The sequence below is a fragment of the Janthinobacterium sp. SUN026 genome, assembly GCF_030397625.1.
GTDB classification, from domain to species: Bacteria; Pseudomonadota; Gammaproteobacteria; order Burkholderiales; family Burkholderiaceae_D; genus Janthinobacterium; species Janthinobacterium kumbetense.
Genome location: NZ_JAPQNU010000003.1, coordinates 135,153 through 160,644 on the forward strand (window position 1 = coordinate 135,153; position 25,492 = coordinate 160,644).

General features: G+C 64.6%; 26 protein-coding genes. 9 read left to right on the forward strand and 17 right to left on the reverse strand.

The genetic code is table 11. The annotated features are described in order from the left end of the window. Positions 1-22 precede the first annotated feature (22 nt). Positions 23-1,498, reverse strand: a complete 1,476-nt coding sequence (locus OX459_RS15305; protein ID WP_289905687.1) for a PLP-dependent aminotransferase family protein — start codon at positions 1,496-1,498, stop codon at positions 23-25. Positions 1,499-1,606: 108 nt separating this feature from the next. Here OX459_RS15305 and OX459_RS15310 point away from each other — a divergent pair, with 108 nt between their 5' ends. Further along, entirely contained in the window at positions 1,607-2,068 is a 462-nt protein-coding gene (locus OX459_RS15310) for an OsmC family protein (protein ID WP_289905688.1), read from the forward strand. Next, positions 2,069-2,722 carry an FMN-binding negative transcriptional regulator gene (locus OX459_RS15315; RefSeq protein ID WP_289905689.1) on the forward strand — a complete coding sequence of 218 codons (654 nt, stop codon included), beginning with the start codon at positions 2,069-2,071 and terminating at the stop codon, positions 2,720-2,722. A 267-nt stretch (positions 2,723-2,989) separates the two neighbouring features. Here OX459_RS15315 and OX459_RS15320 read toward each other — a convergent pair whose 3' ends face one another. The 3 genes from OX459_RS15320 to OX459_RS15330 all read right to left on the reverse strand — a co-directional run bounded on the left by OX459_RS15320 (position 2,990) and on the right by OX459_RS15330 (position 5,199). Continuing rightward, positions 2,990-3,943 (reverse strand): AEC family transporter, encoded by a 954-nt coding sequence (locus OX459_RS15320; protein WP_289905690.1) that lies wholly within the window; start codon positions 3,941-3,943, stop codon positions 2,990-2,992. 99 nt (positions 3,944-4,042) lie between these two features. Beyond that, positions 4,043-4,480 (reverse strand): CHRD domain-containing protein, encoded by a 438-nt coding sequence (locus OX459_RS15325; RefSeq protein WP_289905691.1) that lies wholly within the window; start codon positions 4,478-4,480, stop codon positions 4,043-4,045. Positions 4,481-4,641: 161 nt separating this feature from the next. Beyond that, positions 4,642-5,199, reverse strand: a complete 558-nt coding sequence (locus tag OX459_RS15330) for a helix-turn-helix domain-containing protein (protein WP_034753667.1) — start codon at positions 5,197-5,199, stop codon at positions 4,642-4,644. 254 nt (positions 5,200-5,453) lie between these two features. On the opposite strand from OX459_RS15330, the gene OX459_RS15335 reads away from it, so the two are divergent. After that, on the forward strand, positions 5,454-5,690 hold the full coding sequence (locus OX459_RS15335) for a hypothetical protein (protein WP_289905692.1): 237 nt from the start codon (positions 5,454-5,456) through the stop codon (positions 5,688-5,690). Here the strand turns inward: OX459_RS15335 and OX459_RS15340 are convergent. From OX459_RS15340 to OX459_RS15355, 4 genes are read right to left on the reverse strand one after another with little or no spacing between them, the layout of a single operon-like run. After that, on the reverse strand, positions 5,687-6,694 hold the full coding sequence (locus OX459_RS15340; RefSeq protein WP_289905693.1) for a spore coat U domain-containing protein: 1,008 nt from the start codon (positions 6,692-6,694) through the stop codon (positions 5,687-5,689). The two genes, OX459_RS15335 and OX459_RS15340, sit on opposite strands and share 4 nt — an antisense overlap. Then, positions 6,694-9,042: a fimbria/pilus outer membrane usher protein gene (locus tag OX459_RS15345; RefSeq protein ID WP_289905694.1), complete on the reverse strand. Its 2,349-nt coding sequence runs from the start codon at positions 9,040-9,042 to the stop codon at positions 6,694-6,696. Before OX459_RS15345 ends, OX459_RS15340 begins: the two co-directional genes overlap by 1 nt. Positions 9,043-9,099: 57 nt before the next feature. Beyond that, positions 9,100-9,795 carry a fimbria/pilus periplasmic chaperone gene (locus OX459_RS15350; RefSeq protein WP_257218765.1) on the reverse strand — a complete coding sequence of 232 codons (696 nt, stop codon included), beginning with the start codon at positions 9,793-9,795 and terminating at the stop codon, positions 9,100-9,102. Positions 9,796-9,840: 45 nt separating this feature from the next. Further along, complete coding sequence (locus OX459_RS15355) at positions 9,841-10,371, reverse strand: spore coat protein U domain-containing protein (protein ID WP_099665656.1); 531 nt, start codon at positions 10,369-10,371, stop codon at positions 9,841-9,843. 349 nt (positions 10,372-10,720) lie between these two features. Here OX459_RS15355 and OX459_RS15360 point away from each other — a divergent pair, with 349 nt between their 5' ends. After that, positions 10,721-11,524, forward strand: a complete 804-nt coding sequence (locus OX459_RS15360) for a response regulator (RefSeq protein ID WP_099665657.1) — start codon at positions 10,721-10,723, stop codon at positions 11,522-11,524. Here OX459_RS15360 and OX459_RS15365 read toward each other — a convergent pair. Together OX459_RS15365 and pnuC are read right to left on the reverse strand one after the other, a co-directional pair. Continuing rightward, positions 11,521-14,088, reverse strand: a complete 2,568-nt coding sequence (locus OX459_RS15365; protein ID WP_289905696.1) for a TonB-dependent receptor — start codon at positions 14,086-14,088, stop codon at positions 11,521-11,523. The genes OX459_RS15360 and OX459_RS15365 overlap by 4 nt on opposite strands. Before the next feature lie 332 nt (positions 14,089-14,420). Then, positions 14,421-15,011, reverse strand: coding sequence for a nicotinamide riboside transporter PnuC (gene pnuC / locus OX459_RS15370; RefSeq protein ID WP_289905697.1), 591 nt, complete (start codon positions 15,009-15,011; stop codon positions 14,421-14,423). A 252-nt stretch (positions 15,012-15,263) separates the two neighbouring features. On the opposite strand from pnuC, the gene OX459_RS15375 reads away from it, so the two are divergent. Then, positions 15,264-15,995, forward strand: coding sequence for a transporter substrate-binding domain-containing protein (locus tag OX459_RS15375; RefSeq protein WP_289905698.1), 732 nt, complete (start codon positions 15,264-15,266; stop codon positions 15,993-15,995). Positions 15,996-16,001: 6 nt separating this feature from the next. Here OX459_RS15375 and OX459_RS15380 read toward each other — a convergent pair whose 3' ends face one another. After that, positions 16,002-16,703, reverse strand: a complete 702-nt coding sequence (locus tag OX459_RS15380; RefSeq protein WP_289905699.1) for an isochorismatase family protein — start codon at positions 16,701-16,703, stop codon at positions 16,002-16,004. A 58-nt stretch (positions 16,704-16,761) separates the two neighbouring features. After that, positions 16,762-17,628, reverse strand: a complete 867-nt coding sequence (locus OX459_RS15385) for a pirin family protein (protein ID WP_289905700.1) — start codon at positions 17,626-17,628, stop codon at positions 16,762-16,764. Between the two features lie 119 nt (positions 17,629-17,747). Between OX459_RS15385 and OX459_RS15390 the strand changes: the two genes are divergently transcribed. After that, a complete protein-coding gene (locus OX459_RS15390; protein ID WP_289905701.1) occupies positions 17,748-18,653 on the forward strand; it encodes a LysR family transcriptional regulator in 906 nt (301 codons plus the stop codon). A 46-nt stretch (positions 18,654-18,699) separates the two neighbouring features. Continuing rightward, complete coding sequence (locus tag OX459_RS15395; RefSeq protein WP_289905702.1) at positions 18,700-19,503, forward strand: metallophosphoesterase; 804 nt, start codon at positions 18,700-18,702, stop codon at positions 19,501-19,503. Here OX459_RS15395 and OX459_RS15400 read toward each other — a convergent pair. Together OX459_RS15400 and bla are read right to left on the reverse strand one after the other, a co-directional pair. Further along, on the reverse strand, positions 19,500-19,673 hold the full coding sequence (locus OX459_RS15400; RefSeq protein WP_219117343.1) for a hypothetical protein: 174 nt from the start codon (positions 19,671-19,673) through the stop codon (positions 19,500-19,502). The genes OX459_RS15395 and OX459_RS15400 overlap by 4 nt on opposite strands. A 265-nt stretch (positions 19,674-19,938) precedes the next feature. After that, entirely contained in the window at positions 19,939-20,895 is a 957-nt protein-coding gene (gene bla / locus OX459_RS15405; RefSeq protein ID WP_289905704.1) for a subclass B3 metallo-beta-lactamase, read from the reverse strand. Between the two features lie 86 nt (positions 20,896-20,981). Here bla and OX459_RS15410 point away from each other — a divergent pair, with 86 nt between their 5' ends. Then, complete coding sequence (locus tag OX459_RS15410) at positions 20,982-21,839, forward strand: metallophosphoesterase family protein (RefSeq protein WP_289905705.1); 858 nt, start codon at positions 20,982-20,984, stop codon at positions 21,837-21,839. Here OX459_RS15410 and OX459_RS15415 read toward each other — a convergent pair. Next, positions 21,836-22,363 carry a dihydrofolate reductase family protein gene (locus OX459_RS15415; RefSeq protein ID WP_289905706.1) on the reverse strand — a complete coding sequence of 176 codons (528 nt, stop codon included), beginning with the start codon at positions 22,361-22,363 and terminating at the stop codon, positions 21,836-21,838. The two genes, OX459_RS15410 and OX459_RS15415, sit on opposite strands and share 4 nt — an antisense overlap. A gap of 41 nt (positions 22,364-22,404) precedes the next feature. Between OX459_RS15415 and OX459_RS15420 the strand changes: the two genes are divergently transcribed. Continuing rightward, complete coding sequence (locus OX459_RS15420) at positions 22,405-22,992, forward strand: TetR/AcrR family transcriptional regulator (RefSeq protein WP_289905707.1); 588 nt, start codon at positions 22,405-22,407, stop codon at positions 22,990-22,992. Between the two features lie 9 nt (positions 22,993-23,001). Here the strand turns inward: OX459_RS15420 and OX459_RS15425 are convergent, their stop codons facing one another. Together OX459_RS15425 and OX459_RS15430 are read right to left on the reverse strand one after the other, a co-directional pair. Then, complete coding sequence (locus tag OX459_RS15425; protein ID WP_289905708.1) at positions 23,002-24,483, reverse strand: serine hydrolase; 1,482 nt, start codon at positions 24,481-24,483, stop codon at positions 23,002-23,004. A 166-nt stretch (positions 24,484-24,649) separates the two neighbouring features. Continuing rightward, complete coding sequence (locus tag OX459_RS15430; protein WP_289905709.1) at positions 24,650-25,429, reverse strand: enoyl-CoA hydratase; 780 nt, start codon at positions 25,427-25,429, stop codon at positions 24,650-24,652. Between the last annotated feature and the right edge of the window lie 63 nt (positions 25,430-25,492).

Here is a 25,492-nt window from a genome sequence, read left to right on the forward strand (position 1 = left end):
TGCAGGCAAGTACCAGTATAGTTTATCGGCCACGCAGGAGGCGCCCCAGTTCCTGCAAGCCGTGCGCCATCTCGGCCGGGGGAATCGCCGCAAAGCCCAGCAGCAGCCCGGGCGGCGTGGCGCACTCCGGCCCCGCCGCCGGATCGGCATAGTGGCCCAGCGGACGCAATTCGATGCCCCGCGCCAGGCCCGCGCGCGACACCGCTTCCTCGTCATGGCTGCCGCGGAAATACGCGCACAGTTCCAGGCCGCTGTCGGCCGGGCCGCAGACGAGCTGATCGTCGAGTTCGCGCGCCAGGCCACGCACCAGCAGGTCGCGCCGCTCGGCATTGCTGTCGCGCGTGCGGCGGATATGCCGGCCAAAGTGGCCCTCGGCGATGAAGTCGGCCAGCGCCATCTGCGGCACGATGGCCGTGTGGCGGTCCATCACGGCCTTGGCCTGCACCAGCGCTTCGGCCAGTGCGGGCGGCGCCACCATGTAGCCCAGGCGCAGGCCCGGGAACAGCACTTTCGACAAGGTGCCCACGTACACCACGCAACCGGCCCGGTCCAGGCTTTGCAGCGAGGCCAGCGGCGCGCCCGTGTAGCGGTATTCGCTGTCGTAATCGTCTTCCACCAGCCAGGCTTTATTTTGCGCGGCCCAGGCCAGCAAGGCCAGGCGGCGGGGCAAGCTCATGCTCACGCCCAACGGCATCTGGTGCGATGGCGTCACGTAGGCCAGCTTCGCCTGCGGGCAATGCGCCACGCCATACGCCACGTCGAGCCCCTGCGCATCGACGGGCACGGGGCAGACGCGCGCGCCGGCCGCGCGCAGCGGGCCGCTGGCGCCCCGGTAGCCGGGCGACTCCATCCAGGCCGCGTCGCCGGGCGCCAGCAGAATGGTCGACAGCAAAAACAGCGCCTGCTGCGAACCGGAAGTGATGACGATCTGCTGCGGCGTGCACTGGACGCCGCGCGACGCCTTCAGGTACACGCACAGCAGTTCGCGCAGCGGCAGGTAGCCGGCCGGATCGCTGTAGCCGAAATGGTGGTCGGGCCGGCGCCAGCGCCGCGCTTCCAGGCGGTTCCACACGTCGAACGGGAAATGGTCGATGCGCGGCATGCCGACGCGAAAGGCGCGCAGCGCCCCCCGGTGGAACGCCACCTGGCGCATGGCCGCCACCACGCCCTGCCCGCGCGCCGACAGGGGCCGCAGCAAGCCCGGCGCCGCGGCAGGGACGGGCAGCGGAACGTCGCGGCTGACAAAGGTGCCGCGCCCCACGGCGCCATCGAGATAGCCTTCGGCCGCCAGCTGCGCATACGCATTGAGCACCGTCTGGCGCGACACGGCCAGCAGGCGGCAAAAGTCGCGCGTGGGCGGCAGCTGCATGCCGGGACTCATGCGGCCATCGAGGATGGCGGCCTTGATGGCCGCATACAGCTGGCGAAACAGCGGCTCGCTGGCGCCGCGCTGCAGCGGCAAGGCGGCGATAACCTGGTGCAGGTGGGAAACTGGCATGGTGGCATTCTTGAATTGGTAGCTTCAAGATAGCACTTATTGGCTGTTTTAAATAGCCAAGACTGGCGCTAAGATGGTGCATCCCCCTTCTACTCTTGCGGAGCACCCATGCATCAGTTTTTCGCCACCGTGGCCTGGCAGCGTGACGGCCAGGATTTCGCCGGCCAGCGCTACAGCCGCGGCCATGAATGGCAGTTCGACGGCGGCTTGCACGTGCCCGCTTCGTCGTCGCCCCTGTCCGTGCCGCTGCCCATGTCGGTGGCGGCCAACGTCGATCCGGAAGAAGCGCTGGTGGCCGCCACATCGAGCTGCCACATGCTGTTCTTCCTGTCGCTGGCAGCGCAGCGCGGCTACGTCATCGACGACTACCGCGATGACGCCGTCGGCGAGCTGGGCAAGAATACCGCCGGGCGCCTGGCCATGACGCGCATCGTGCTGCGTCCCCGTATCGTCTTCGCGGGAACGCCGCCCTCGCCCGAGGCGCTGGCCGCCCTGCACCACGACGCGCACGAGCGCTGCTACATCGCCAATTCGCTGACGGCCGACGTGGTCGTGGAAGGAGCGCGCTAGATGTACACGCCCGCCACCTTCCGCGAAGAGCGCCTCGAGGTGCTGCATGGCCTGATAGCCGCGCATCCGCTGGGCGCGCTGGTGCGCCATGGCGCCGATGGCCTGTGCGCCGACCACCTGCCGTTCGAGATCGCCGCGCCCACGCTTGATGCGCCATTCGGCATCCTGCGCGCCCACGTGGCGCGCGCCAACCCGCTGTGGCGCGCGGCCGGCAGTGAGGATGATTGCATGGTGATCTTCCAGGGGCCGCATGCCTACATCACGCCCGCCTGGTATGCGGAAAAGCAGCGCAGCGGCAAGGAGGTCCCCACTTTCAATTACGCGGTCGTGCACGCGCACGGCCCCCTGCGCGCCATCGACGACGCGGCGTGGCTGCTGGGATTGGTGGAGCGCCTGACGGCGCGCCATGAGGCAGATCAAGCCGCGCCTTGGAAAGTGGGCGATGCGCCGGCCGGCTACATCGAGAAACTCTTGAAAGCCATCGTCGGCATCGAGATTCCCCTCGCGCGCATCACGGGCAAATGGAAGCTGGGGCAGAACCGCAGCATGCGGGACCAGGCCAGCATGGCGCAGGGCCTGGCGCTGGACACGCAAGCCGGCGCGGCGCAGGCCCTGGGCGCGCTGATCGCCGCCAACGTCAAGTCAGCCAGCTGACGGCCGCCGAAAACGTCAAAAACGACAGCGCCGTCGAGACCAAAATGATGCGGGCGATGCGCGCCGCGCAGTGCTCACGATGATGCGCAAGGCGCGAGGCGCGGCCCGGGCCAACGCGTCCACCCTCACGCCAGCCAGCTGACAGCCGCCGAAAACGTCAAAAACGACAGCGCCGTCGAGACCAGAATGATGCGGGCGATGCGCGCCGCGCAGTGCTCACGATGATGCGCAAGGCGCGAGGCGCGGCCCGGGACAACGAGTCCACCCTCACGCCAGCCAGCTGACGGCCGCCGAAAACGTCAGAAACGACAGCGCCGTCGACACGAGGATGATGCGGGCGATACGCGCAGTGTTCGCGCCGAAACGTTCCGACAGCAGCGAGACATTGCTGGCGCTGGGCAGGCAAGCCACCAGCACCATGCAGGTCAGCGCAAATGGATCGAGCGGCGCGCCCAGCGCGATGGCCGCGTGGCCGATGCCCCACACCAACAGCGGATGCAGCAGCAGTTTTTTCAGCGCCACGGGCACATACTCTCCCAGTGGCGCCGGGTCGCTCGTGCTCATTTGCGAACGGGCCAGCACGGCGCCGATGGTAAACAGGGCCACCGGCGAGGCGGCGTCGGCCAGCAGGCCCACCGTCTGCATCAAAGGCTTGGGCAAGGCCAGTTCCAGCCACGACGTCAGGGCACCCAGCACAATGGCCCACGGCATCGGATTGCCCACCATGCCCTTCAAGGCATTCATGACGGCCGCGCGGCTGCCATGCGCGCCGCCGCTGCCGATGCGCGACAGGGCGATGCACAGCGAGCTGGTAATGAGCATGTCGACGACGATGGTGACGATGACGGGACCCGAGGAGCGGGGACCGAGCAAGGTCAATAGCAGGGGCACGCCCATGAAGCCCGTATTCGGGAAGGCCGCCACCAGCGCACCGAAGGCGGCGTTGTTCCAATCGATGCGGTGGCTCAAGGTCATGGCTGTGGTGACGCCCACCATGATCAGGGCGCACAGCAGATAGACGCCGAACACGCTGGCGTCGAGCAGCTGCGCGATGGGCGTGGCGGCGCCGAAGCGGTACAGCATGCAGGGCAGCGCGAAATACAGGACAAAACTGTTCAAGCCGCCGATGGCGGCCAGCGGCAGCAGCTTGCGCCGCACGGCAAGGTAGCCGCACAGCACCAGGGCGAAGAAGGGAAAGGTGATGGCGAGGATGGTCAGCATGGAGCGCCATTGTAGCGCGCTGCACTGGCCGGCCGCCTGGCGCAAAAAAAGGCCGCTCGCGCGGCCCAAGGAGGTTTTCGGAAAAACGCAGGCGGCCCGCTAGGGCTTGAGCTGGGCGCGGATCTCGCCGGCAGGATAGGCGGCGCTGTGCACGTTCACGTACAGGTTGCCGGCCTGGTAGCTCGCATACTGGGGCGGCGTGAGCATGGTGCCGGCCGGCACGGCAAACATGCCTTCGGCGGTTTTCACCAGCGGCACGATGACGGGGCCGTTGGCACCGGCGGGCGCTTCATGGATGTGCGCGACGGTGGCCACCATGCCCGTGTAGCGCACGCCGCCGCTGACGCCGCGGTCGTGGGCGACGCGGATATTGCTGCTGCCGCTGGCCGTGCTGGTATTGGCCGGCACTTCCTGCGCGCCCGTCAAGGTGACGTCATGGCCGCCCGGGTGATGCGGACCGTGGGAACAGGCGCCCAGCAGGGCGGCCAGCGCCAGCACGCTGGCGGCGCGGCGTACGTGTTGTTGCAGTGTGCTCATCGCAATACTCCCTCAACGGACATCGGATCACGGATGGCGCCCTGCCCGTACAGCCGAGCCGGGCGTACGCCGCACTTGAGTTGCATAGTGCGACAGTAACGCCATGCCGCCGTGTCCGCTTTGCTGTACGCCAAACTTGCTGCTCGCCTGCCTGCGCGCGTTCAGGCCAGGTGGCCTTCCGCCACCCAGCCGCGGTTGGCGGCCGGCGCCTTCGGCTTGGGCGCGATGCCGCTGCTTTTTTCCGCATCGAGGATGATGCTGCGCATGCTGTCGCTGGCGGCAGGCCCTGGCGCGAACGCGTAATACTCGTCGTTGATGGGCAAGCCCGTCGTGGCGTCGACCAGCACCGGATCGGCGGCCAGGCCCGTGTCGCGGCTGGCGATGACGAGGCTGGCGCCTTCGGGCGCGAAGTTCTCATTACCCCAGGCAATAAACGCCAGCAAGACGGGCTTGAAGGCGCGCCCGGACTTGGTCAGCACATAGTCGTAGCGGGGCGGCTTGGCGCAATACAGGCGGCGCGTCATCAAGCCCCCTTCCACCAGGTCGGCCAGGCGGCGCGTCAGGATGGTGGGCGCAATCTTGAGGCTTTTTTCAAATTCGTCGAAACGCGTCTTGCCGTAAAACGCTTCGCGCAGGATGAGGATGCTCCACCATTCGCCCACCTTGCCCAGGCTGCGTGCGATCGGGCAAGGCAAATTATTAAAGTTGGTATGTTTCATGACCATCTCCTCACGTTGATTCAACACAACAATCGAAAAAGTATTTCAGTTGCAATACAGAAACTTAGTTACTATCATCTTGAAAGCTACGCTCACCCCATGATGGCGGCCTGAAAATACGCACAAACTCACACTTTTCTTGTTCCAGTACAATCATGGCTCGTTCTGTCCCCCTCAACCCGGTACGAAAAATGGTGTCAGCCTTGCCATGCGGCATCGCTGACCACGCCCGTTTTTCGCCAGATGCATCCAAGATGACTCCTTTGAAGCTTGCCGTACTGCCAGCCCTGTTTGCCCTTGCCGTTTGCCAGACCACCACCGCAGGTACCGTCTCTTCCGCATCGTTCCAGGCCACCTTCGTCGTCCACGATGCGTGCACCATCGTCTCGCAGCGCGGCAGCGCCCAGGTGCGCTGCCAGCACAACACGCCCTATTTTCTGCACCAGCAGGCAACGTCATCGGGCACCGACCTCGTCACCGTCACGTTCTAGAAATAAATCGTTGCCGTCACCGTGTCCTTGTAATCGCCAGGGCGCGGCGACACCTGCGCCGGCACCCGGCCGTAGATCGTCAGCGGCACGCTGGCGCCCGTTCCCGTCCCCGTCACCATGCTCGTGCCTGCCGTGCCATCGCCCCATGGCGCACCATCGAGGGTGGCGGACAGCAAATAGCTGACCTTGTCCGTGGTCACCGTGTTCTTCATTTGCCTGTTGGCCACATTGGCCGCCACGCTGCCGCCGTTGAGGGCAATCTGGTAAGCGTTGTTATTGACGCAGCGCACCGACAAGGTGCTGGTGCTGCGCAGATTGCCCGTCAGGATGGAGGCGTTCGCAAACGCCATCGGCGTGGCCGTGATGGTGCAATCGTTGACGGCCGTGGCATTCACCGTGAAACCGAAGCTGCCGCTGCTGGCCGTGCAACCCTGCAAGTTGACGAGGCCATACGTGGTGTAGGTGTAGGTGCCGACGCCGGCAAAGCTCGACGTATAGACGGTATTGGCGTTGGCCACCGTGGGCACGGCGGCCAGGGCGGTGCCGGCAGGAATCTTCGCGTACACGGTAAAGGTGGTGGAATACGTGCCGGGCGGGGCCAGCAAGCCGGCCGACAGGATCATGCCGAAGGTCGACGGCGCGCCCGCCACGCCGGCGCCCCCCCAGATCTTCGCCGTCGCATACGAATTGTCCACGTACACGTTGTACTCCATGCGGTTGCTGCCATTGCCCAGCTTGCGCGGCAGGGCCGACGTGGAATTCGTGCCCAGCCCCAGCGAAATGCACACTTGCGCATTGGGCGTGAGCAATTGCCCCAGGTTCAGCGACGAAAACAGGCAGCTGAAGGTCCCCGTGGCCTGCGCCACGTGATCGGTGCCGGAAATCGGGCTGACGGTACCGAAATCGATATTCGTCACGCTGACCGTGCAGGTATCGGCCGCCTGCGCCACGCCGCCCCAGGCGCAGCCCAGTAACAGGGTCAGCCATAGCAGCAGGCGGCGCATCAGCGGCCTGCCCCGGCGCTGGCAGCGGCGCAGCGCAACGGCCCGATCACGGGCAAGCCGCCCGCGGCCGGACGCACATAGGCAAAACGCAGCGTGCATGCGCCTTCGCCTTCGCCGACTTGCAACTCGTTTTGTTCGAGCAGGTCGTCGACGAAAACGATGCCGTCGAATCCCACCACCGTCTGCTTGCCGCTTTGCACGTGCAACACGGGCAAGCCCGTGGCCAGCGCCTTGCCCTGCGCATCCTGGACGATGACGGTGGCTGCGCTGTAGCGCTCGATGGGAAAGGCCGCCAGCACGCCCGCCAGGTATTGCGGCACGACATTAATATTGCTCACAGGCACCCGCGCATCAACATCAAGCTCATCCGTGGCGATGCTGATCTGGTTATTGCCATAGGGATTCAAATTCGGCACCAGCAGATAACCGCCCCTGCCCGTCACGCCGATCTGGCGGTTTTCATGCAGCACAGGAATATTACCCACGCCGCCCGTGGAGACCAGCGCAAAACCGTTGCCCACCTGGCGCGCCGCCTCGACATGGCCATCCATCAGCACCAGCGCGCCGGCCGCGCCCAGCGAGGAGGCACTGCCCATGCTGCTGCTTTGCGTGCGCGCGCTCACGCGGCCGTCGTTGCCCAGGTATTCCACTTGCGCCTGCCGGTAGGCATTGCTGCCCGCCGTGCCAGCCTGCACGCTCCAGCCGAAGCCGCCGCCAAAGTCCGCCGCGCGCTGCGCACTGACGCTGCGGCCGCTCTCGCCGTTTTGCCGGCTGCTGTTCACGCTGAGGGCCAGATTGTTGTCGAAAGCCATGCTCAAGCCAAAGTAAAAGCCCCGCTTCTCGCGTTGCCGCAAGTCCTGGAACAGGCTGGCGTTGAAGAACAGGCCGTGGAACAGGGTGGCCGAATAGCCCACGGTGGCCAGTTTCGATGGCGGCGCGCCAGGCGTGCGGTAGCTGATATAGCTGCTGCTGATACTGCTTCCTGCAGGCAATGGCAGGCTGACGGTGAGGCGGTCGGCCGCGCGCACCACGGGGCTGCCGTCGCGCGAGGCCAGGTCGCCAAAGCCGGCGCTGGCGCGCACGCTTTGCACATCGACGCTGAAGCGCGGCCCCATGTATTGATAGCCGGCACCCAGCTGCGCACCACGGCTGCGGCCGGCGCTGGCCGACAGCGAGCCGCTCAGCACGCCCGCCTGGCCCAGCCGCACCAGCGCGCCCGCCCCCGCCTGATACAGGCCGGCGGCCAGTTCCGCATGGCCTTCAAGGGTGAAGTTGTCGCTGACGCCGTGGCGGCCGGAAGCGCTGGCAACCAGTTGCCGCTCATAACCGAACAGGCGGCGGCCATAGTCGCGCCGCACGGCGCCCGCCTCGACCGAGTAATCGCTCAAGCCGCTGGCCAGCATGCGCGTATCGACATACAGGGGCAGCACGGTCGTCACGCTGCGCCCCAGCGCATCGCGGGTGATAATGGTGGCTTGCCCTGCGCCATTGATGCCGGCCACCTGGTTCAGCACGAATGGACCGCTGGGCACGCTGGCAGCATATTGCTGCACGCCATTGACATACAGGCTCAGCGACGAAGGCACGAGCGCCGTGCCATCGACGGAAGCGACGGGAAAGGTCAGCAAGTCGGGGCGCAGCTGGAAATTCTTGCGCCACTGCACGCCGCCGACGCGCACGGCGCGGCTCCAGCTCAGCGACGAAGAAATCAGGTCGCCCACTTGCCACGTTTGCAAGGTGTCGGGGTCGGCGTGGCTCCAGAAGGTGTCAAAGCGCATGTACTTGCGCTGGTCCGACCCCAGGTTCACGGTGCCGGTATTGCTGAAGACGCCGCTGTCATTGAAGTAGCGCAAGTCGTTGAAGATGGCGGCGCGCCGCGTCCGGCCCAGTTCCGCATAGGCTTCGTAATTGAGAACGGCACCGGGCGTGACTGTCGATGGCGGCGTCTGCGCCGCCGTGCGCGCGCTGATGCGGTAAGGCGAGCGCAAGTCGTCCGCCACCCGCAGCGACACGCTCTGGCGCGCCGCATCATATTCATAGCTGAGTCCGGGAATCGCGTCGAGCGCCACCTCGGTCTGACCGGGTGCGACCAGGAGCGCGGGGTCCAGCCCCAGCTGCTGCAAGTTCGCCACACTGCTGCGCAAGCCTTTGCCCACCTGGGTAAAGCGCAAGATCAGCCCGGTTGATTCAGCATTCACAGTGACCTCCAGATACAGTTCATTCGGCGCCGCCGGATCGCTGGGCAAGCTGGCAGGACCCGGATCGGCACCCGTCAGGCCCGCCGCGCCATCGGCCCTGGCCAGCGGCGCCATGACCAGCAACAGCCACGCTGCCAGTGCGCGTTTCATGGTGTGGCCGCTTGCACCCGGGGCGCGCAGCAGGCCGCCCCGTCATGGCAGCCATGTTCAAGGTGTCGAAGTCTTGGCAATGAGTGCCTTGGCATTCACATTTACCGCAATACTCAACGGCCCATCCAGTTCGGCCTCCCTGGCAACGGGCAGGCGCCAGACGCGCATGCGTGCCGCCAAGACATAACCAAACAACCCCTTGCTGATGACAAACTCCTTGCCCGCCGGGTTCGTCAACGTCATCGCACCGATCTGCGCATGGAAATTGCCGCTGTTCTTGATGCGCAACATCCACTCGCCCTGTTCGCGGAAAACTTGCCAGTCAAGCACTTCCTTGCCCGGCGCACCGGCCGGCAGCACGAACACGGGCACCGAATAGCGCAGGCGGATATCGACGCCGCTGCGGCCCGCCTCATCCTCGCGGCTGACTTCATCGATGAGCACGCGATACGTCTTTTCCTGCGCGACAGGGCCAGCCTGGGCACGCACGAGGCGGATGGTCTGCCGGCTGTTGGCGGCGATTTCGACGATCGGCGGACTGGCCACCAGCTCCTGCGTCGGCGCCAGCGTTTCCTCGCCATCGCGCTGATCCCAGACGAATACCCGCACTTGCCCGTAGATGGGCTGGTCACCGAGGTTTTGCAGGGTGAGGCCGGCCGCATTCTGCGCCGCGCGCAAATTGAGCGTCACCGGCGAAATCTGCAGGCTGGCACCGTGCGCGCCCGCGGCGCAACAAGCCAGCAGCGCCAGCACGCCTTTCATCAGGGAAACAACACCGGCCTTCACGCGGCGCCTGGCTTAAAAGTAAACGGTGGCCGTGATGGTCGACTTGTAGGTGTCGGGCGCCGGTGTCGCCTGCGGCGGAATATTGCCGTACACCGTAATCGGCTGCGAGGAGCCGTTGCCGGTGCCGCCGACGGTATTCGTGCCCTGGGTATCGCCCCACAAGGTGCTGCCGGCCGTCTGGTACAGATTGAATTGCACCGTTCCCAGGTTGCCGCCGGTACCGCTCAGGTAGCGCGTCGTGCCGGTCGAGCCGGTGCCCGTTCCCGCCGTCAAGCCCACGTTATACAGCGTGGTATTGGTGCAGGTGACATTCACGGTCGTATTGACGTTCACGGCAGTAGCCAGTACACCCTGACTTTGTCCAAAGTCGAGATTGGCCGCCGCGATGGTGCAATTGGCGATGATCTTCAGGGTGACGTCGAAGGTGGTGCTGGCGCTGCCATTCAGATACACGGCTGCGTCGGCGCCACGTGGCAGAAGCGCCGTGGCGGCAATAGCCACGCTGGCGGCAACGATAAGACGGGGGAAAATAACTCGCAACATGATACCTCCTGATGATGGAACATCATTAATGAGCCCGCCAATTTGAGGGGCGTCGAGGACAGTCACGGTATTGCCGGCGTTTTCTTGGGCACGCAAACCAGGACGACAAAATACAGGTGCCGGGAGTCAGGAACCCGGGGACTCCGGCACTTTTTGCAGCATTGGCAAAACAGATTTTTTAGCAATCGACATTGCTTAAAATCAATGCACGAATGAATTATTGGCGATCTGGGAAATCTGCGCTTCTTCTGGCGGAGAAACATCTTTTGAAACACGAGAAAAGCAGAAAAAAAAGAAAAAGCGAGGCATAATAAGCCACAACTTGTTATTTGGTTAAGTCATCCATGCCATGCCATTGACCAGCGAAACCATCAAAAAGAACATCTTGCTCGTGGACGATTCCGCGTTCGAGCAGCGCATGCTGATGGAGCTGCTCAGCGAGCAGCCCTATCGTTTCAGCATCGCGTTCAACGGCTACCAGGGCTACCAGCTGGCACTGGCCACGCACCCCGACCTGATCCTGCTCGATGTCCGCATGCCCGAGATGGATGGCTACACGGCGTGCCGTTTGCTCAAGGCCAATCCCGAAACGGAACAGATACCCGTGATCTTCCTCAGCGGCGCCGATGCCGCCAAGGAACGCATCATGGGCTTGCAGGTGGGGGGCGTCGACTACATTTCGAAGCCATTTACGCCGGAAGAACTGGCCGCGCGCATCCATATCCACCTGGGATTGATGCGTAAAAGCAACAGTACCCTGCCGGCGACGACGCCGATCAGCGACAAGCTGCAGCATCCCGACCTGGTCTTCGTTAATGCCGTTAAGCAACTTATTCTCGACAACCTGGGCAGCCTGCCGAACCTGTCCGAAATCGCCCGCAGCGTCGGCACGTACCGCGAAAAGCTGACCCTGATGTTCCGCGAGCAGACGGGCATGACGGTCTTCGCCTTCATCCGCGAAGCGCGCATTGCCCGCGGCGTGGAATTGCTGCAGCAGACGGACATCGACGTGCAGGATATCGCCCTGCTGATCGGCTTTCACAACGCGGGCAACTTCGCCACCGCCTTTCGCGAACGCATGGGCGTGCCCCCCAGCGCCTACCGCCAGCGCCTGCAGGAGCAGACGAGCCAGCGGCAGGCGGCGGGCGGCTAGAACTTGTAGTTCAGCTTGAGCGCCGCAACGCGTCCGCGCGGGTCGGCCTGGGTAAAGTCAAAGCCGGTGGAGGCATAGTCCCAGGGCGCGCGCTTGTTGGCCAGGTTTTGCACGATGAAGGTGACGTTCGCCTGTGGCGTCACTTGCCAGCTGCTGGTCGCGTCAAAGGTGCTGAAGGCGGCCACCGATTCATCGAGGTGCGTCTCCTGCGCATAGCTGCCCACATAGTTCCAGGTCAGGGTCGACGACCATTTGCCCTGTTCCCAGGTGGCCGAGCTGACGCCGCGCCATTTCGGAATGGAACCGAAGTGATTGGTGCCGGCGCCATTGGTGAGCGGCGCGCCATCGGACAGCGGCTCGGCAAAGCGCAGCACGCGGCTCAGCTGACCTGCCAGGGTCAGCTTGCCCCAGTCCTTGTCGACGAAGCGCTGGCGCAGGTCGATATCGATGCCCGACACTTCGCGCTGTCCCTGGTTGCGGAACTGGCGGTACAGGGTCGTGATGCGTCCATCGGCGCCGCGCGTGATCTGTTGCGGCGCCGTGCCTTCATTCTCGAGGATGGTGGTGGCGCTGGCCGTGCCGATCACGCCATCCTGCTTGATGCGGTAGTAATCGAGGCCGATGCTCGAGCTGCTGGTGGGCGACACCACCACGCCCAGGTTCAGGTTTTTCGAGCGCTCGGGGCGCAGGTTCGGATTGGCGATCGTCATCACCGTCACGCCGCGCGCCTGCGTCGGCGTCAGCGGATCGCGGGCATCGATCACGCTGGTATAGCTGACGGCCGTGCTGTCGGTGATTTCCGGCAGCGACGGCGCGCGGAAGGCGCGTGAAACAGTGCCGCGCAGCAACAACCATGGCGCCGCCTGGTAGCGCGCGCTGGCTTTCGGCGAAAATGCATTGCCGAAGTCGCTGTAATGGTCGGCGCGGCCGGCCACGTTGACGGACAGATCCTTCACCACGGGCACGTTGAATTCGGCGAACAGGGCCGACACATTGCGCGAGCCGTTGATGATATTGAGCGCGGGGCGCAGTTCCGTGCCCGACAGCACGGCCGTCGAGGTTTGCGAATCCATCTTTTCGCGGCGCCATTGAGCGCCGGCGGCAAAGCCCAGCGGGCCCGCGGGCAAGTCCCAGATATCCTTGGCCGCCGAGAAGTCGAGCGTGTCGAGCGTCGATTCGGCCGGGCGCAGGGTCGACAGGCGCAGGCGGTTGCGCACCGCTTCGCTGTTTTGCGATTGATCAAAGAAATTGTAGCTGCCTTCGGTCAGCACTTTCTGGAATTCGTAGCGGTTGACGAAATTCTGCACCGTTTCCTCCAGCTTGCTGCTGGAATGGGCCACGGCCGTATCCCAGTCCCAGCCCGCCCAGGTGCCCTTGGCGCCGGCCAGCGCGCGGTAGAAGGTGACGCGGTCCTGCTTCAGGCGCGGCCCCAGGTCGAACAGCGTGGCCGTGAAGGGCAAGGGTGTCGTGCCCGGATTGTTCGGGTGCCCCACGGGCAGCACCACGGGGATGGTGTCGAGCAGCTTGGTGCTGTTGTTCCACACGCGCGTGGCGTTATTCACCGTCAGTGGCGCACTGAAGGTCTGGTCGGCGCGCGAATAACTGTGCAGCAGGTCGACATAGGCTTCCGTGTCCGCGTTCAGCTTGAGGGTGCCGCGCAGCGACGAGTGGATGCGCTGGATGCCCGGAATCAGCGTTTTATACGGCGCCGGATTGTAGGCCAGCACCTGGCCGCTGCGATCGGGATTGATATCGTTGTACGACACCAGTTGCAGCGGGCCGCGCACGCCGCCCAGGGTCTGCGTGGGGTCGTTGCCCGCGTAATTCGTGACAGCCCAGCCCAGGCTGCCGCGCTGCTGCTGGCGATAATCGGCATCGCGCAGCCATGCCACGTCGTTTTGCTGCAGCTTGTCGCGCTGCTGCGCGTCGACCGAGAAGACCACGCTGTAGCCATCTTCCTCGAGCTTGCCGAAACCCGTTTGCAACGCCGCGCTCTTTTCATGCTGGCCCGTGCCTTGTGTCGAGCCGCCCCATTGCGCCGTGATGTCCGTGCCCGTGAATTCCTTGTACAGGATGATGTTGACCACGCCGGCCACGGCGTCGGAGCCGTACACGGACGAGGCGCCATCCTTGAGCACCTCGATGCGCTGCACGGCCGCCATCGGCAGGCTGTTCAGGTCGACGAAGGTCTGCTGCAAATCCTGCGCCGTGGCATAGCTGGCCACGCGGCGGCCATTCACGAGGATCAGGGTGTTTTGCTGGCCGATGCCGCGCAGCGACAGGCCCGAAGTGCCGGCCGAGAAACTGCCCGTATATTGTTCGTTGTAGCTGTTGCCGCTGTTGGCGGAAATGGCGCGCAGCACGTCCGACACGCTGGTCTTGCCGCCGGCTTTCAATTCCTTGGCCGTGATGACCTGCACGGCGCTGGCGCCCTCCTTTTCGCTGACGCGGATATTCGATCCGGTGACATTCACGCGCAGCATGTCGTCCTCGGCATGGGCAAGAGTGGTGACAGCGGGAAAGGCAGCGGCGATGGCAAGACTGATGGCGAGTGGTTTGAACATGGTTTCCTCTTATTGGGATTGCAGCCTTTTTCCGATAAAAAAGGCCGAGCAGGGGCACGCGGACCGGGTGGGCCAGCGGGCAAACGACAACGAAATGGATGGAGTGACTTAGGGGATGCGTGGACGGGCACGCATCGGCATCCACTGCGCCATGCATTGCATGGTCAGTTGATGACAAGTAGCGTAAAAACTGGCAGAAGGGGTAGAACGCAACATAAAAGACACCGGTAAGCGGGGAAAGGCCACTATATCCCGGCGTCTTTATCGCGTGAACGAATTAAAAATTGATTGTATATACGATTTGAATCTAAGGACTTGTCGTTTGACAACATTCAAGCATCGGCATGCGCCACTGGCGCCAGCGCCGCCCGGCGCGCCTGCACGCTCCACCAGTACCAGGAAATCACGGCATTGACCCAGTAAGCCGCATACAGCACAGCCGTCAGGTGCAGGCCGCGGCTGTAGTACAGCGGCACGGCCACGGTGTTGACCAGCAGCCAGAAAGCCCAAGTTTCGATGCGCCGGCTCATCAGCAGGAATTGCGCGATGATGCTAAATACCAACACTGCCGAATCGATGAACGGCGCGTAGGCATTCGTAAAGCGGTGCAACAGCATGCCGTAGATCACCACGGAGGCGATGCCGGCCGGCACCACCCACGCCAGGCTGCGCCAGCCCGTGCGCGTGATCGGCAACGGCTTGCCGCCGGCGCCACGCCGCCATTGCAGCCAGCCGATGACGCAGGTGACGATGAAAAACAGTTGCAGCATCACGTCGGCGTACAGGTTGACCTGGAAAAACAGCACGGCAAACAGCACGCAGCCGACCATGCCGATCCACCAGGAATGAATATTATTGCGTCCGGCCAGGATGATGGAGGCAGTCATCAGTACATTGGCGGCGATCTCGAGCGGGGCAGTCAAGCGGTCTTCCTTTGCGGGGCAGTGGTGGCACCGCGCCACTATAGCCGATTACACTGTACGGTGTTCGCCGGGCCGGAGGCGATTTCCATGGGGAAAAGCGGCAAAAAACGCGCAAACATCGAGGAAATGCGAACCAGGCCCGCCTTCCGCAGCCTCAGCCCTTGACTTCCGCGGCCATTCTGGCAAATTGAATATCAAGTTGAAACTCCTGGAAACCTCCATATGCGCATGCGCCATCTCCTGTTTGCGGCAATGCTCGGCATAACTGCCCTGCCCGCCGTGGCTTGCCGCATGACGATGGCGCTGGAACAGTGGCCGCCGTATATCTACCGCGATGCCCGGGGCCGCTTTACGGGCCTGGACCTGGAGTTGCTGCAAGCCATTTTCAAGGAAGCCCGGTGCACCCTCGTCACCTTGCCGGAATTGCCCACCGCGCGGCGCCAGTTGCTGTTCCAAAAAGGGGGGCTGGACCTGATGCTGGCCGCGTCCGAGACGCCGGAACGCCAGTCCTATGCCCGCTTTTCCCTCTCGTATCGCGACGAAGCCGTGGGCCTCTTCAGCAAATCCGGCGCGCCCGGCGGCCACCGCCAGATCGCCAGCTTCGCGCAACTCATGCGCGGCAACTCGACCTTGCTGGCGCCCAAGGTAGGCTGGTATGGCGCGCAGTACGCGGCGGCCCGGCCGGCGCTGGAAAAGGCCGGCCGCCTAAATGCGTTCGGCAGCTTCCAGCAAGGCGTGCGCATGCTCGATGCGGGCCGCGCCGACCTGCTGCTGGGCGACGTGCTGGCCGTGCGCCACGAAGCGCGCCTGCAGGGCGTTGCCTTGCACACCCTGCCCTTCCTCATCCTGCGCGCCCCCGTGCACCTGATGCTCAATGCGCGCACGACCAGCGCCGACGACCTGGCGCGCCTGAACGCCGCCATCACGCGCCTGGAACAGCGCGGCGCGCTGGCGGCGATACGCAGCAGCTACGAAGCGCCGTAGCGGCGGTCAGCCCTTGCTGGCCGCTTCCAGGATTTCCAGCTTCGTTTCGCGGCCATTCTTTTGCACGCCCTGCGCCTTATCGTAGCTTTCGATCAGGGCGCGGTACGGCGGCACGATATGGTCGGTCATGATGGCGGCAAACTCCATCGCATCGGCGCGGTTCCAGGTGCTCATCACTTCAGCCAGCACGGCATACGTGTCGATCGGCACGGCGCCTGCCTGCGTCACGCGCGCCATGGTGATATCGGTGGCCATCTTCGACCAGTTGCCCGAGGCGTCGATGATGGCAAACACCTTGTAGCCGGCCGCCAGCGCGCTGATGGTGGGAAAGGCCATGCACACGCTGGTGAGCGTGCCGGCGATCAGCAGGGTCTTGCGGCCCGTCTTTTCGATGGCGTCGACCCAGGCCGGATTGTCCCAGGCATTGATCTGGCCCGTGCGCGGGATGTAGACGGCTTCCGGGTTGAAATGGTGGATTTCCGGGATCAATGGGCCGTTCGGGCCGTCGGGCACGGAAGCGGTGGTAAACGTCGGCATGTTGGCCAGGCGCGACAGCTTGGCCAGCGCCGTAACGTGGCCGCGCAGCACGTGCTGCTCGATGTCGCGCACCAGCTGGAACAAGCCGCTCTGGTGGTCGATCAGCAGCATGACGGCGTCGTCGGGATCGATCATCGGCGGCAAACCTTGGAAGTTGGCGGGGGTGCTCATGGTGGTCTCCTCAAAAAACCATGCCGCGGGATGCGGCATGGGTACTGCACAAAGTGACTTACTTCTCGATGCGGGCGAAGCGGCCGCTGTTGAAATCCTCGAATGCCTGCGCGATTTCCGCTTCGCTGTTCATGACGAAGGGGCCATGGCCGACGATGGGCTCATCAATCGGCTCGCCGCTCAGCAGCAGCACCACGGCGTCGTTGTTCGCTTCGATGGTGATGCTGTCGCCATCGCGCTCGAACAGCGCCATCTGCGCTTCGCGCACCACGCTCTCGCCATTGACCAGCACCGTGCCGTGCAGGACGATCAGTGCCGTGCTCCAGCCTCGGGTCACGGGCAGCTGCGTCAGCTTGCCCTGGGCCAGGCGCAGGTCCCACACCTGCATCGGCGAAAACGTGCGGGCCGGGCCATGCTGGCCGTCGAAGTCGCCGGCGATCACGCGCACGGAACCGGCATCGTCCGGCAGCGCCACGGTGGGAATCGTGCCGCTGGTGATGGCCTGGTAGCCGGGCGCCGTCATCTTGTTTTTCGCCGGCAGGTTCACCCACAGCTGCACCATTTCCAGGGTGCCGCCCGACTGCGTGAAGGCAGGCGAGTGAAATTCCTCATGCAGGATGCCGGCGCCGGCCGTCATCCATTGCACGTCGCCGGGGCCAATCACGCCGCCCTGGCCAGTCGAATCGCGGTGCGCCACTTCGCCCTTGTAGACGATGGTCACCGTTTCAAAGCCGCGGTGCGGGTGCGAGCCGACGCCGGGCGGACGGGTACCGGGCGCAAACTCGGCAGGGCCGGCATAGTCGAGCAGCAGGAAGGGGCTCAGCTGCTTGCCATGGCCGTTATACGAAAACATCGAGCGCACGGGGAAACCGTCGCCGACCCAGTGCTGGCGGGGTGCGCTGTAGATACCTGTGACTGTGTTCATCTCGATCTCCTGTTGGGGTTTGCATTACGATGAAGACAGAATACGCTTGCAACGATGAAGGCGGTAGACGGTAAAATATGCCATCAGCGTTCTAAAAATAGAACGATCAAGGAGGCGGCATGCAGGATCTGAATGACTTGTATTACTTTGTGCAGGTGGTCGACCATGGCGGTTTCGCGCCGGCCGGGCGCGCGCTGGGCATGCCGAAATCCAAGCTGAGCCGGCGCATCGCCCTGCTGGAAGAGCGCCTCGGCGCGCGCCTGCTGCAACGCACGACGCGGCATTTTTCCGTCACCGACGTGGGCCAGACGTTTTATGAACATTGCAAGGCCATGCTGGTGGAAGCGGAGGCGGCACAGGAAGCCATCGAGCTGACGCGGGCCGCACCGCGCGGCACGGTGCGCCTGTCCTGCCCCATCGCCCTGCTGCATACATTGGTGGGTCCCATGCTGGCCGGTTTCATGCGCGACCATCCCCAAGTGACCTTGCTGCTCGAAGCGAGCAACCGCCGCGTCGACCTGGTGGCCGAAGGCATCGACGTGGCCATCCGCGTACGCCCGCCGCCGCTGCCCGACAGCGACCTGGTGCTGCGCGTGCTGGCCGAACGCAGCCAGTGCATGGTGGGCAGCCCGTTACTGTTCGCCGGCGCGCCCGCGCCGCAGGCACCGGCCGACCTGGCCGACTGGCCCAGCCTGGCCCTGGGCATGCCGCAACAGCATTACCAGTGGGATTTACATGGCCCGGACGGCGCGCGCGCCCAGCTGCGCCACGTGCCGCGCTTCGTCACGGGCGACATGCTGACCTTGCGCGACGCGGCCGTGGCCGGCGTGGGCGTGGTGCAGCTGCCGACCATGATGATCACCGAGCAGGTAGCCGATGGCAGTTTGCTGCCGCTGATGGAGCAGTGGCGGCCGCAGCGCGAAATCATCCACGCCGTGTTCCCGTCGCGGCGCGGCCTGCTGCCGGCCGTGCGCGCGCTGCTCGACTACCTGGCGCACGGCTTCGCCGCGCTGGAGGAAGAGTGAGAGTTTTCAGGTACGATGACATACCCTCTCATCGCCTGGATGCCGCATGCGTTTATTGATCCTGTCGGACCTGCACCATGAGCTGTGGCGCGACGAAGCGCCGCAAGGCGACCTTGCACTCAGCTGCCCCGATGTCGTCATCCTGGCCGGCGACATCGACACGGGCGCCCGCGCCGTCGCCTGGGCCGCCACCGCGTTTGCGAGCTTGCCGGTGCTGTACGTGCATGGCAACCACGAAGGCTATGGCCACCACCTCGACAAGGTACGCCAGGAGCTGCGCAGCGCCTGCGCCGCCACGGACAACGTGCACTTCCTCGACTGCGGCACGCACGTCATCACCGACCCGGCAGGCGGCGCCGTGCGCTTCCTGGGCGCCACCCTGTGGACGGATTTCCGCCTGCTGGGCGACGACACGCGCCAGGCGGCCATGCGCGACGCGGAAGCCGTCATGAACGACTACAAGCGCATCCGCCTGGCCAACATGGGCTTTCGCAAGCTGCGCGCGGCCGACACGGCCATGTTCCACGCGCAGCAAAAAGCGTGGCTGGCACGCGAACTGGCGCAGCCGTTCGACGGCCGCACGGTGGTCATCAGCCACATGGCGCCGTCGCTGCTCTCGGTCGACGATGCCTACGGCAGCGAAGGCTGTTCGCCCGCCTACGCCTCGCGCCTGGACGAACTGGCCGCGCAGGCGGACCTGTGGGTGCATGGCCACATCCACGCTTCGCGCGATTACCGCCTCGGCCGCTGCCGCGTCGTCTCGAATCCCTGCGGTTACCGGACGCGCAGCGGCACGCCGCAAAATCCTGCTTTTGATCCGAACTACATCGTCGAGCTGCCGGCCCGCTAATCGTCAGCTTTGAGGCGGCCCGCCAGCCATTGCTGCAGGCGGTGCTTGCCGGCCCGGCGCGCCGCGCGCGGCGACGCTACCGACTGGTGCGCGCCGGCGCCGCCGCGCAGCCTGGCGGCAGCCACCAGCGGATTGCGCGGCTTGGGCGTGGCTTTCACTTTGATTTTCATGGTATTTCCTTTCAATCCGGTCGTCCAAAACAAAAAAACCCGGCGAGTTTCCTCACCGGGGTTTGAAGGACACCGGCTCGGGGTCGGCAATGCTGCCGATGGCCCCGAGCGTCATGCGCGGGGCTAGTGGTCGTACAATTTGCTGCCAGCCTGCTCGAACATGGGTTTCCTTTCCTTTATCTGGTTAATCTGCACTGCGGACGCTGATTCTGCGCCGTATGCTGCAGTGCGTCAACCGATTTTCATGGTGCATGCGCCAACGTTGTTATTTTGTCGCAGCCTCGCCGGCCATGGCTTGTTCCTTGGCGATGCGGGCGTCGAGCTTCGCTTCATTTTTGGCAGCGTAGTTGCTGCACGCCTGCGCATCGATGAAGGGATTCGGCGTGACGCCTTCCAGCAGTTGCGTGAGCTTGCGGTCGCCGTCCGAGTGGTCCGGGTGGGCCGAGATCAGGATGTCGCACGGCAGTTTGGCGAAGTCCTGCATGACGCGGCGGAAGGCCGGCGTCAGGTCCGCATGGCGTTCATCGCCCAAGTAGTGAAAGTCGTCGGCCGCCACCGGCGTGAGGCTCGCGCCAAACACCACGTTCAGGCATTCCTGACGCTCCGCATCCTCGCACGACACCCAGGTCCAGCTGGTGCTGCCTGGCGTATGGCCAGGCGTATGGCGCGCCGTGATGGTCACGTCGCCCAGTTGCAGGGTTTCGCCATCGGCGATCTCGCGCACGTTTTCCACGGCCGGCATGGGATCGATTTCGCCCGCTTGCGGGTCCATGGCGAGCACCGAGCCCGCGCGCAGCGCCTCCGCTCCCAGCGGGCTGGCGATCACTTGCGCGCCGCTGTCGCGGGCCAAGGCGGCGATGCCGCCCGAATGATCGAAATGCGCTTCCGTACTCAGGATGAACTTGATGTCTTGCAGGCGAAAGCCCAGCTCGAGGATATGTTCCTTGATGGCGGCCACCGATTGCGGCAATGCGCCATCGATGAGGATCAAGCCTTCGCGCGTGTCGATCAGCACCACGCTCAAGCCGCCCACGCCCACGTAATACGTGTCGCCGTGGATGCGCGCCGGCTGCTGCGGACGGTTCCACTGCGCCGCATACGGCGAGGCGATCGGCTGCGTCAGGGGATCGACGGCGGGCGTGGCGGCATGCGCCGTCAACGGCAGCGCCATGGCGGCCAGCGCGATACTGAGCAAGGTCTTGGGAAGGAAGAAAGGCGGCATGCGGCTCCAGGAAGATAGGCAGTATGAATCAATGCCACAGGGTAACGTCGCTACCCTCGCGCGGTCAAGCAGACGGGCGTGGCGACTTGCGCTACGATAGAGGCCCATCGACTGCCGTGCGCCTTGCCGCGCCCACTGCCATGCGTTTGCTGATCCTGTCCGACCTGCACCTGGAAGTCTGGGGCGAAAACACGCCCGCCATCGACCTTGCCGCCTGCCGCCCCGACGTGGTGATCCTGGCCGGCGACATCGACACGGGCAGCAATGCCATCGCCTGGGCCGCGCGCACCTTCGGCGCCCTGCCCGTGCTGTACGTGCACGGCAACCACGAAGGCTACGGCCACCAGCTCGAACGCATGCAGGACGCCGTGCGCGACGCCTGCGCCAGCGCGAATGCGCACGGCGCCAACATCCGTCTGCTCGACGGCGACGCCGTGGTACTGAACGGCGTGCGCTTCCTCGGCGTCACGCTATGGACGGATTTCCTGCTGTTCGGCGCGCAGCGCCGGGAAGAAGCGCTGAACGCGGCGCAAGCCTACATGCCCGATTACAAGCGCATCAGCACGGGCGGCGACACGCCCCGCCTGCTGTGCGCCAGCGACACGGCGCAGCTGCACGCGCAGCACCGCGCCTGGCTGGAGAGGCAGCTGGCGCAACCGTTCGATGGCAAGACGGTCGTCATCACGCACATGGCGCCATCGATGCTGTCGGTGGAAGCGCAGTATGCAGACAACCTCGGTTCGCCCGCCTTCGCCTCGCAGCTGGACGCGCTGGTGGCGCAAGCGGACCTGTGGGTGCATGGCCACATGCATGCCTCGCTCGACTACCGCGTCCAGGACTGCCGCGTGGTGTGCAACCCCTGCGGCTACAAACGGCCGGACGGCACGCCCGAGAACGAACGTTTTGACACAGGCTTCATCGTCGACCTGGCCAGCGCCGCTTAACGTTTTCCATAGCGCAGCTGCACCACGCCGCTGGGCAGCTGGCGCGTGCCGTCCAGCCGCCAGTCGCTGCGCGGCAAGCCATCCTCGAACAGGCGCACGCCCCGGCCCAGCACCACGGGCAGCACGGACAAGGTGACGCTGTCGACGACACCCTCGCGCAAGCCGGCGCGGATGACGGCGCCGCCATCGAGGTACACGTGGCGGCAGCCTTCCGCTGCCAGTCCCTTCAGCACTTCCCGCACGCTGCCTTCGCGGCGCTGCTCGCCATGGCGCGGCGCGAAGTCGCGGTGGCTCAAGACCACCACGCGCTTGCCCGCATACGGCCACGGCTCGAAGCCCAGCACGGCGTCATACGTGGTGCGCCCGATCAGCAGGGTATCGACCTGCTCCATCAATTGCGTATAGCCGGTGGCGTCGGGCGAGTCGGGGGCCAACTCGGCCAGCCAGGACAGGTCGCCGTTTTCCCCGGCGATGCAGCCATCGAGGCTGATGCCGAGAAAAACGCTGACGAAAGGTTTTTGCATGAGTGTTCCTTGATTTAATTCTACGGTGTAGAATTATGCCCATGAAAACCCTAAAACTTCAAGCCATGGAATCTCCCGTGCGCCGAGCGGGTCGTCCGCACCGCGCCCTGCCCGCACTGGACAACGCCAGCATCCTGCACGCGGCCCTGGCCCTGCTGGAAGAAAAAGGCGAGGCGTTTTCCATGCGCGCGCTGGCACAGAGCCTGGGCGTCGACGCCATGGCCCTGTATCACTACTACGCGGGAAAAGAGGAATTGTTGCTGGCCTTGATGGCGCAACGTTTTGCCGCGCTCGACCCGCGCCAGCCGCCGTTTACGCGGCGCCAGGCAGCGCCACGGCGTGTGCTGGCGCTGTGCGCGCTGTACCTGGAACTGGTCAGCGCCACGCCGTATTTCGTGCGCCTGATGGCGCGCGGACTGGTGGAGCAAGCCGACGTTGCCGAACGCTTCACGGTGCTGTTCGAGCTGGCCGTCGAGGGTCTCGCGCTGGACAAGAAAACCCGCTTGCGCGGGCGCGATGCGCTCGTCGATTTCCTGCACGGCTATGCGCTGGCGGGCAGGCCGGTGGGCGAGACGCACTGGCACGCCTCGGTTTCCCTGATCCTGGCCGGGATGCTGGCGTCGCGCTGAACGCCGTACTCAGCGCGCCTGCAGCGCGCGCAACCGTTCACTGGCGTGGCTGTTGCCGGCATTAAGCGCCAGCGACTTGCCATAGTTGGCAATCGCACCTTGCCTGTCGCCCGCCTGCTCGAGGATTTCCGCCAGGCTATCGTAAGCGTTCCAGCTGGCCGGATGTACGCTGGCGTTCAGCCGCAGGATGGCCAGCGCTTGCGGCAGCTGCTGCTGGCTGCTCAATTTATAGCCCCAGACATTCAGCGCCTCTTCGCCCGGCAGCGCCTGCGCGTCGCGCGCCTGGAATTCGGCCCACACTTGCGGCGCCTGCTCGAATCCCCGCTGCAGCAGGGCCGTGCGCAGCGGCAGCACTTCCGGCGGCAAGCCGAAACCCGTCGACGGATGCATGGCCGGCACGTACAGGCCTGCGATGTCATCGATGAACAGCTCGGGATTGACGCCCTGCAGGTTGGTCAGCACGACGACGGACAGCGCATCTTCCGGATACACGAAGAACGCCGAACGCATGCCGCCGATGGGACCAGCCGCGCGGTGCGCGCCGCGCACCGTCACGGGCCAGCCCAGCGCCGAACCGTTGAGCAAGTCGTTCGGCCCCTGCGTCGTGCCATTGTTCAGCACATACGGGCTCCACATGGCTTGCAGGCTGGCCTTGTCCTTCAGCAGCTTGCCGCCTTGCAGCGCTTGCAGCCACTGCGCGATGTCGCCTGCGGTGGACAGAATGCCGGCGGCCGGGCGGAAATAGGCGGGGAAGGTGACGTAGGCAATCGCCAGCCGCGTGCCCGTCAGCCACTTGCCGCCCTCGTTGCGCGAATAGGTGTAGGCGCCGGCGGAATGGGCGACCACGTCGCTGGAGTCGCCGAAACGCGTGTGCTTCAGGCCGGCCGGCTTGAACTGGTGGTTTTCCACGAACTGCACGAAGGACTCGCCGCTGAGCTTTTCGATGATCTTGCCGATGAGGACATAGCCGGTCTGGTTATAGCGATAGCGTTCACCCGGCGCGAACTCGAACGGCAGGGCCTTGACCTTGCTCCAGGACAGGGCCTCATTCTCGCCGCCCAGCAGGTTTTCCTGTTCGTCGATGATATTCGGCAAGCCCGACGTGTGCGTCATCAACTGGCGTATGGTCAACGCGCGCCATGCAGGCGGCAAGTCGTCCAGGTACAGCCCGATGGGATCGCCGAGTTTGATCTTGCCCGCCTCCACCAGCTGCATCACGGCCACGCCCGTAAACGCCTTGGTGCAGGAATTGATTGAAAAGACGCTGTCATTGGTAGCCGGCACGCCGTTTTCCACGTTCGCCGTTCCCAACGCGGCCAGCTCGACGACCTTGCCATGCTCGATGACGGCCACCTGCAGCGCAGGGATCTGCTGCTGCGCCATCCTTTGCTGGAGCAGCGCCATCAGGTCATCATGACTGGCGGAGGTATTATGTTGCGCCCAGACGGGAAAAGCCAGGCACAGGCCGGCAATCAGTGCTGCCACTTTCATGGGGTATCCAATCAGTCGATGGGCGCCAGGCATGGGGGAAGGAGCGTGAAACGCCTCGGGGCCACCTTACCGGATTGCGGTGCCGGACGAAACAAAAATATCGAGGGGCAGGCCAAATAAAAACAGGCGCCCCGCGGGACGCCTGTTTTACCGGACAACATACAGCTCAGGCGAACTGCTTGAAGTCGGGCTTGCGCTTTTCAAAGAAGGCCGTAAACGCTTCCTTCGCCTCGGCGCCCCCCAGCATGGCGCTGAACAGCTTGTTTTCCTCGGCGATGGCAGCCTTCATCGGCTCCATGCGGCTTTGCTTCATCAGGCGCTTGGTGGCGCGAATGGAGGCGGCTGGCAGGGCCACCAGCTTGGCGGCCTGGCCTTGCGCGAAGGTCATCAGCTCGTACAGGGGCACGACTTTCGACACCAGGCCCATTTCCAGCGCTTCGCTGGCCGGGAACGACTCGCCCAGCATCAGCTTTTCCGCCGCGCGCGGGTAGCCGGCCAGTTGCGTGAGCAGCAGGCTGGAACCGAATTCAGGGCACAGGCCCAACTGCGTGAACGGCATCGAGAAGCTGGCATTATCGGCCGCGTAGACCAGGTCGCAATGCATCAGCAGGGTCGTGCCGATGCCGATGGCCGGGCCGGAAACGGCCGCCACCACGGGCTTGCTGCTGCCGTACAGGGCGCGCATGAACTGGAACACGGGACGGTCATGGTCGAGCGAGCCATCCTTCGGGCGCGCCGTCTTCATGAAGTCATCGAGGTCGTTACCGGCAGTGAAAATCTCGCGCTTGCCGCAGATCAGGATGGCGCGCACGTCGTCGTCCGTCTCCGCCGCCACCAGCGCATCGGCCAGGGTCTGGTACATGGCGCCCGTGATCGCATTCTTGCGTTCCAGGCGGTTGAATTCCAGGGTCAGAATGCCCTCGCTCTTGCTGCACACAATATCCATGTCGTCTCCAAAAAGATAAAGGGCGCCGGGGTAATCCCGCAGCGCCCAAGTTTTGACCAATCT

Bases quoted from the DNA above. Each gene is read 5' to 3' on its own strand.
- OX459_RS15305 (WP_289905687.1), bottom strand. From the start codon at position 1,498: ATGCCAGTTTCCCACCTGCACCAGGTTATCGCCGCCTTGCCGCTGCAG.
- OX459_RS15310 (WP_289905688.1), top strand. From the start codon at position 1,607: ATGCATCAGTTTTTCGCCACCGTGGCCTGGCAGCGTGACGGCCAGGAT.
- OX459_RS15315 (WP_289905689.1), top strand. From the start codon at position 2,069: ATGTACACGCCCGCCACCTTCCGCGAAGAGCGCCTCGAGGTGCTGCAT.
- OX459_RS15320 (WP_289905690.1), bottom strand. From the start codon at position 3,943: ATGCTGACCATCCTCGCCATCACCTTTCCCTTCTTCGCCCTGGTGCTG.
- OX459_RS15325 (WP_289905691.1), bottom strand. From the start codon at position 4,480: ATGAGCACACTGCAACAACACGTACGCCGCGCCGCCAGCGTGCTGGCG.
- OX459_RS15330 (WP_034753667.1), bottom strand. From the start codon at position 5,199: ATGAAACATACCAACTTTAATAATTTGCCTTGCCCGATCGCACGCAGC.
- OX459_RS15335 (WP_289905692.1), top strand. From the start codon at position 5,454: ATGACTCCTTTGAAGCTTGCCGTACTGCCAGCCCTGTTTGCCCTTGCC.
- OX459_RS15340 (WP_289905693.1), bottom strand. From the start codon at position 6,694: ATGCGCCGCCTGCTGCTATGGCTGACCCTGTTACTGGGCTGCGCCTGG.
- OX459_RS15345 (WP_289905694.1), bottom strand. From the start codon at position 9,042: ATGAAACGCGCACTGGCAGCGTGGCTGTTGCTGGTCATGGCGCCGCTG.
- OX459_RS15355 (WP_099665656.1), bottom strand. From the start codon at position 10,371: ATGTTGCGAGTTATTTTCCCCCGTCTTATCGTTGCCGCCAGCGTGGCT.
- OX459_RS15360 (WP_099665657.1), top strand. From the start codon at position 10,721: ATGCCATTGACCAGCGAAACCATCAAAAAGAACATCTTGCTCGTGGAC.
- OX459_RS15365 (WP_289905696.1), bottom strand. From the start codon at position 14,088: ATGTTCAAACCACTCGCCATCAGTCTTGCCATCGCCGCTGCCTTTCCC.
- OX459_RS15375 (WP_289905698.1), top strand. From the start codon at position 15,264: ATGCTCGGCATAACTGCCCTGCCCGCCGTGGCTTGCCGCATGACGATG.
- OX459_RS15380 (WP_289905699.1), bottom strand. From the start codon at position 16,703: ATGAGCACCCCCGCCAACTTCCAAGGTTTGCCGCCGATGATCGATCCC.
- OX459_RS15385 (WP_289905700.1), bottom strand. From the start codon at position 17,628: ATGAACACAGTCACAGGTATCTACAGCGCACCCCGCCAGCACTGGGTC.
- OX459_RS15390 (WP_289905701.1), top strand. From the start codon at position 17,748: ATGCAGGATCTGAATGACTTGTATTACTTTGTGCAGGTGGTCGACCAT.
- OX459_RS15395 (WP_289905702.1), top strand. From the start codon at position 18,700: ATGCGTTTATTGATCCTGTCGGACCTGCACCATGAGCTGTGGCGCGAC.
- OX459_RS15400 (WP_219117343.1), bottom strand. From the start codon at position 19,673: ATGAAAATCAAAGTGAAAGCCACGCCCAAGCCGCGCAATCCGCTGGTG.
- bla (WP_289905704.1), bottom strand. From the start codon at position 20,895: ATGCCGCCTTTCTTCCTTCCCAAGACCTTGCTCAGTATCGCGCTGGCC.
- OX459_RS15415 (WP_289905706.1), bottom strand. From the start codon at position 22,363: ATGCAAAAACCTTTCGTCAGCGTTTTTCTCGGCATCAGCCTCGATGGC.
- OX459_RS15420 (WP_289905707.1), top strand. From the start codon at position 22,405: ATGAAAACCCTAAAACTTCAAGCCATGGAATCTCCCGTGCGCCGAGCG.
- OX459_RS15425 (WP_289905708.1), bottom strand. From the start codon at position 24,483: ATGAAAGTGGCAGCACTGATTGCCGGCCTGTGCCTGGCTTTTCCCGTC.
- OX459_RS15430 (WP_289905709.1), bottom strand. From the start codon at position 25,429: ATGGATATTGTGTGCAGCAAGAGCGAGGGCATTCTGACCCTGGAATTC.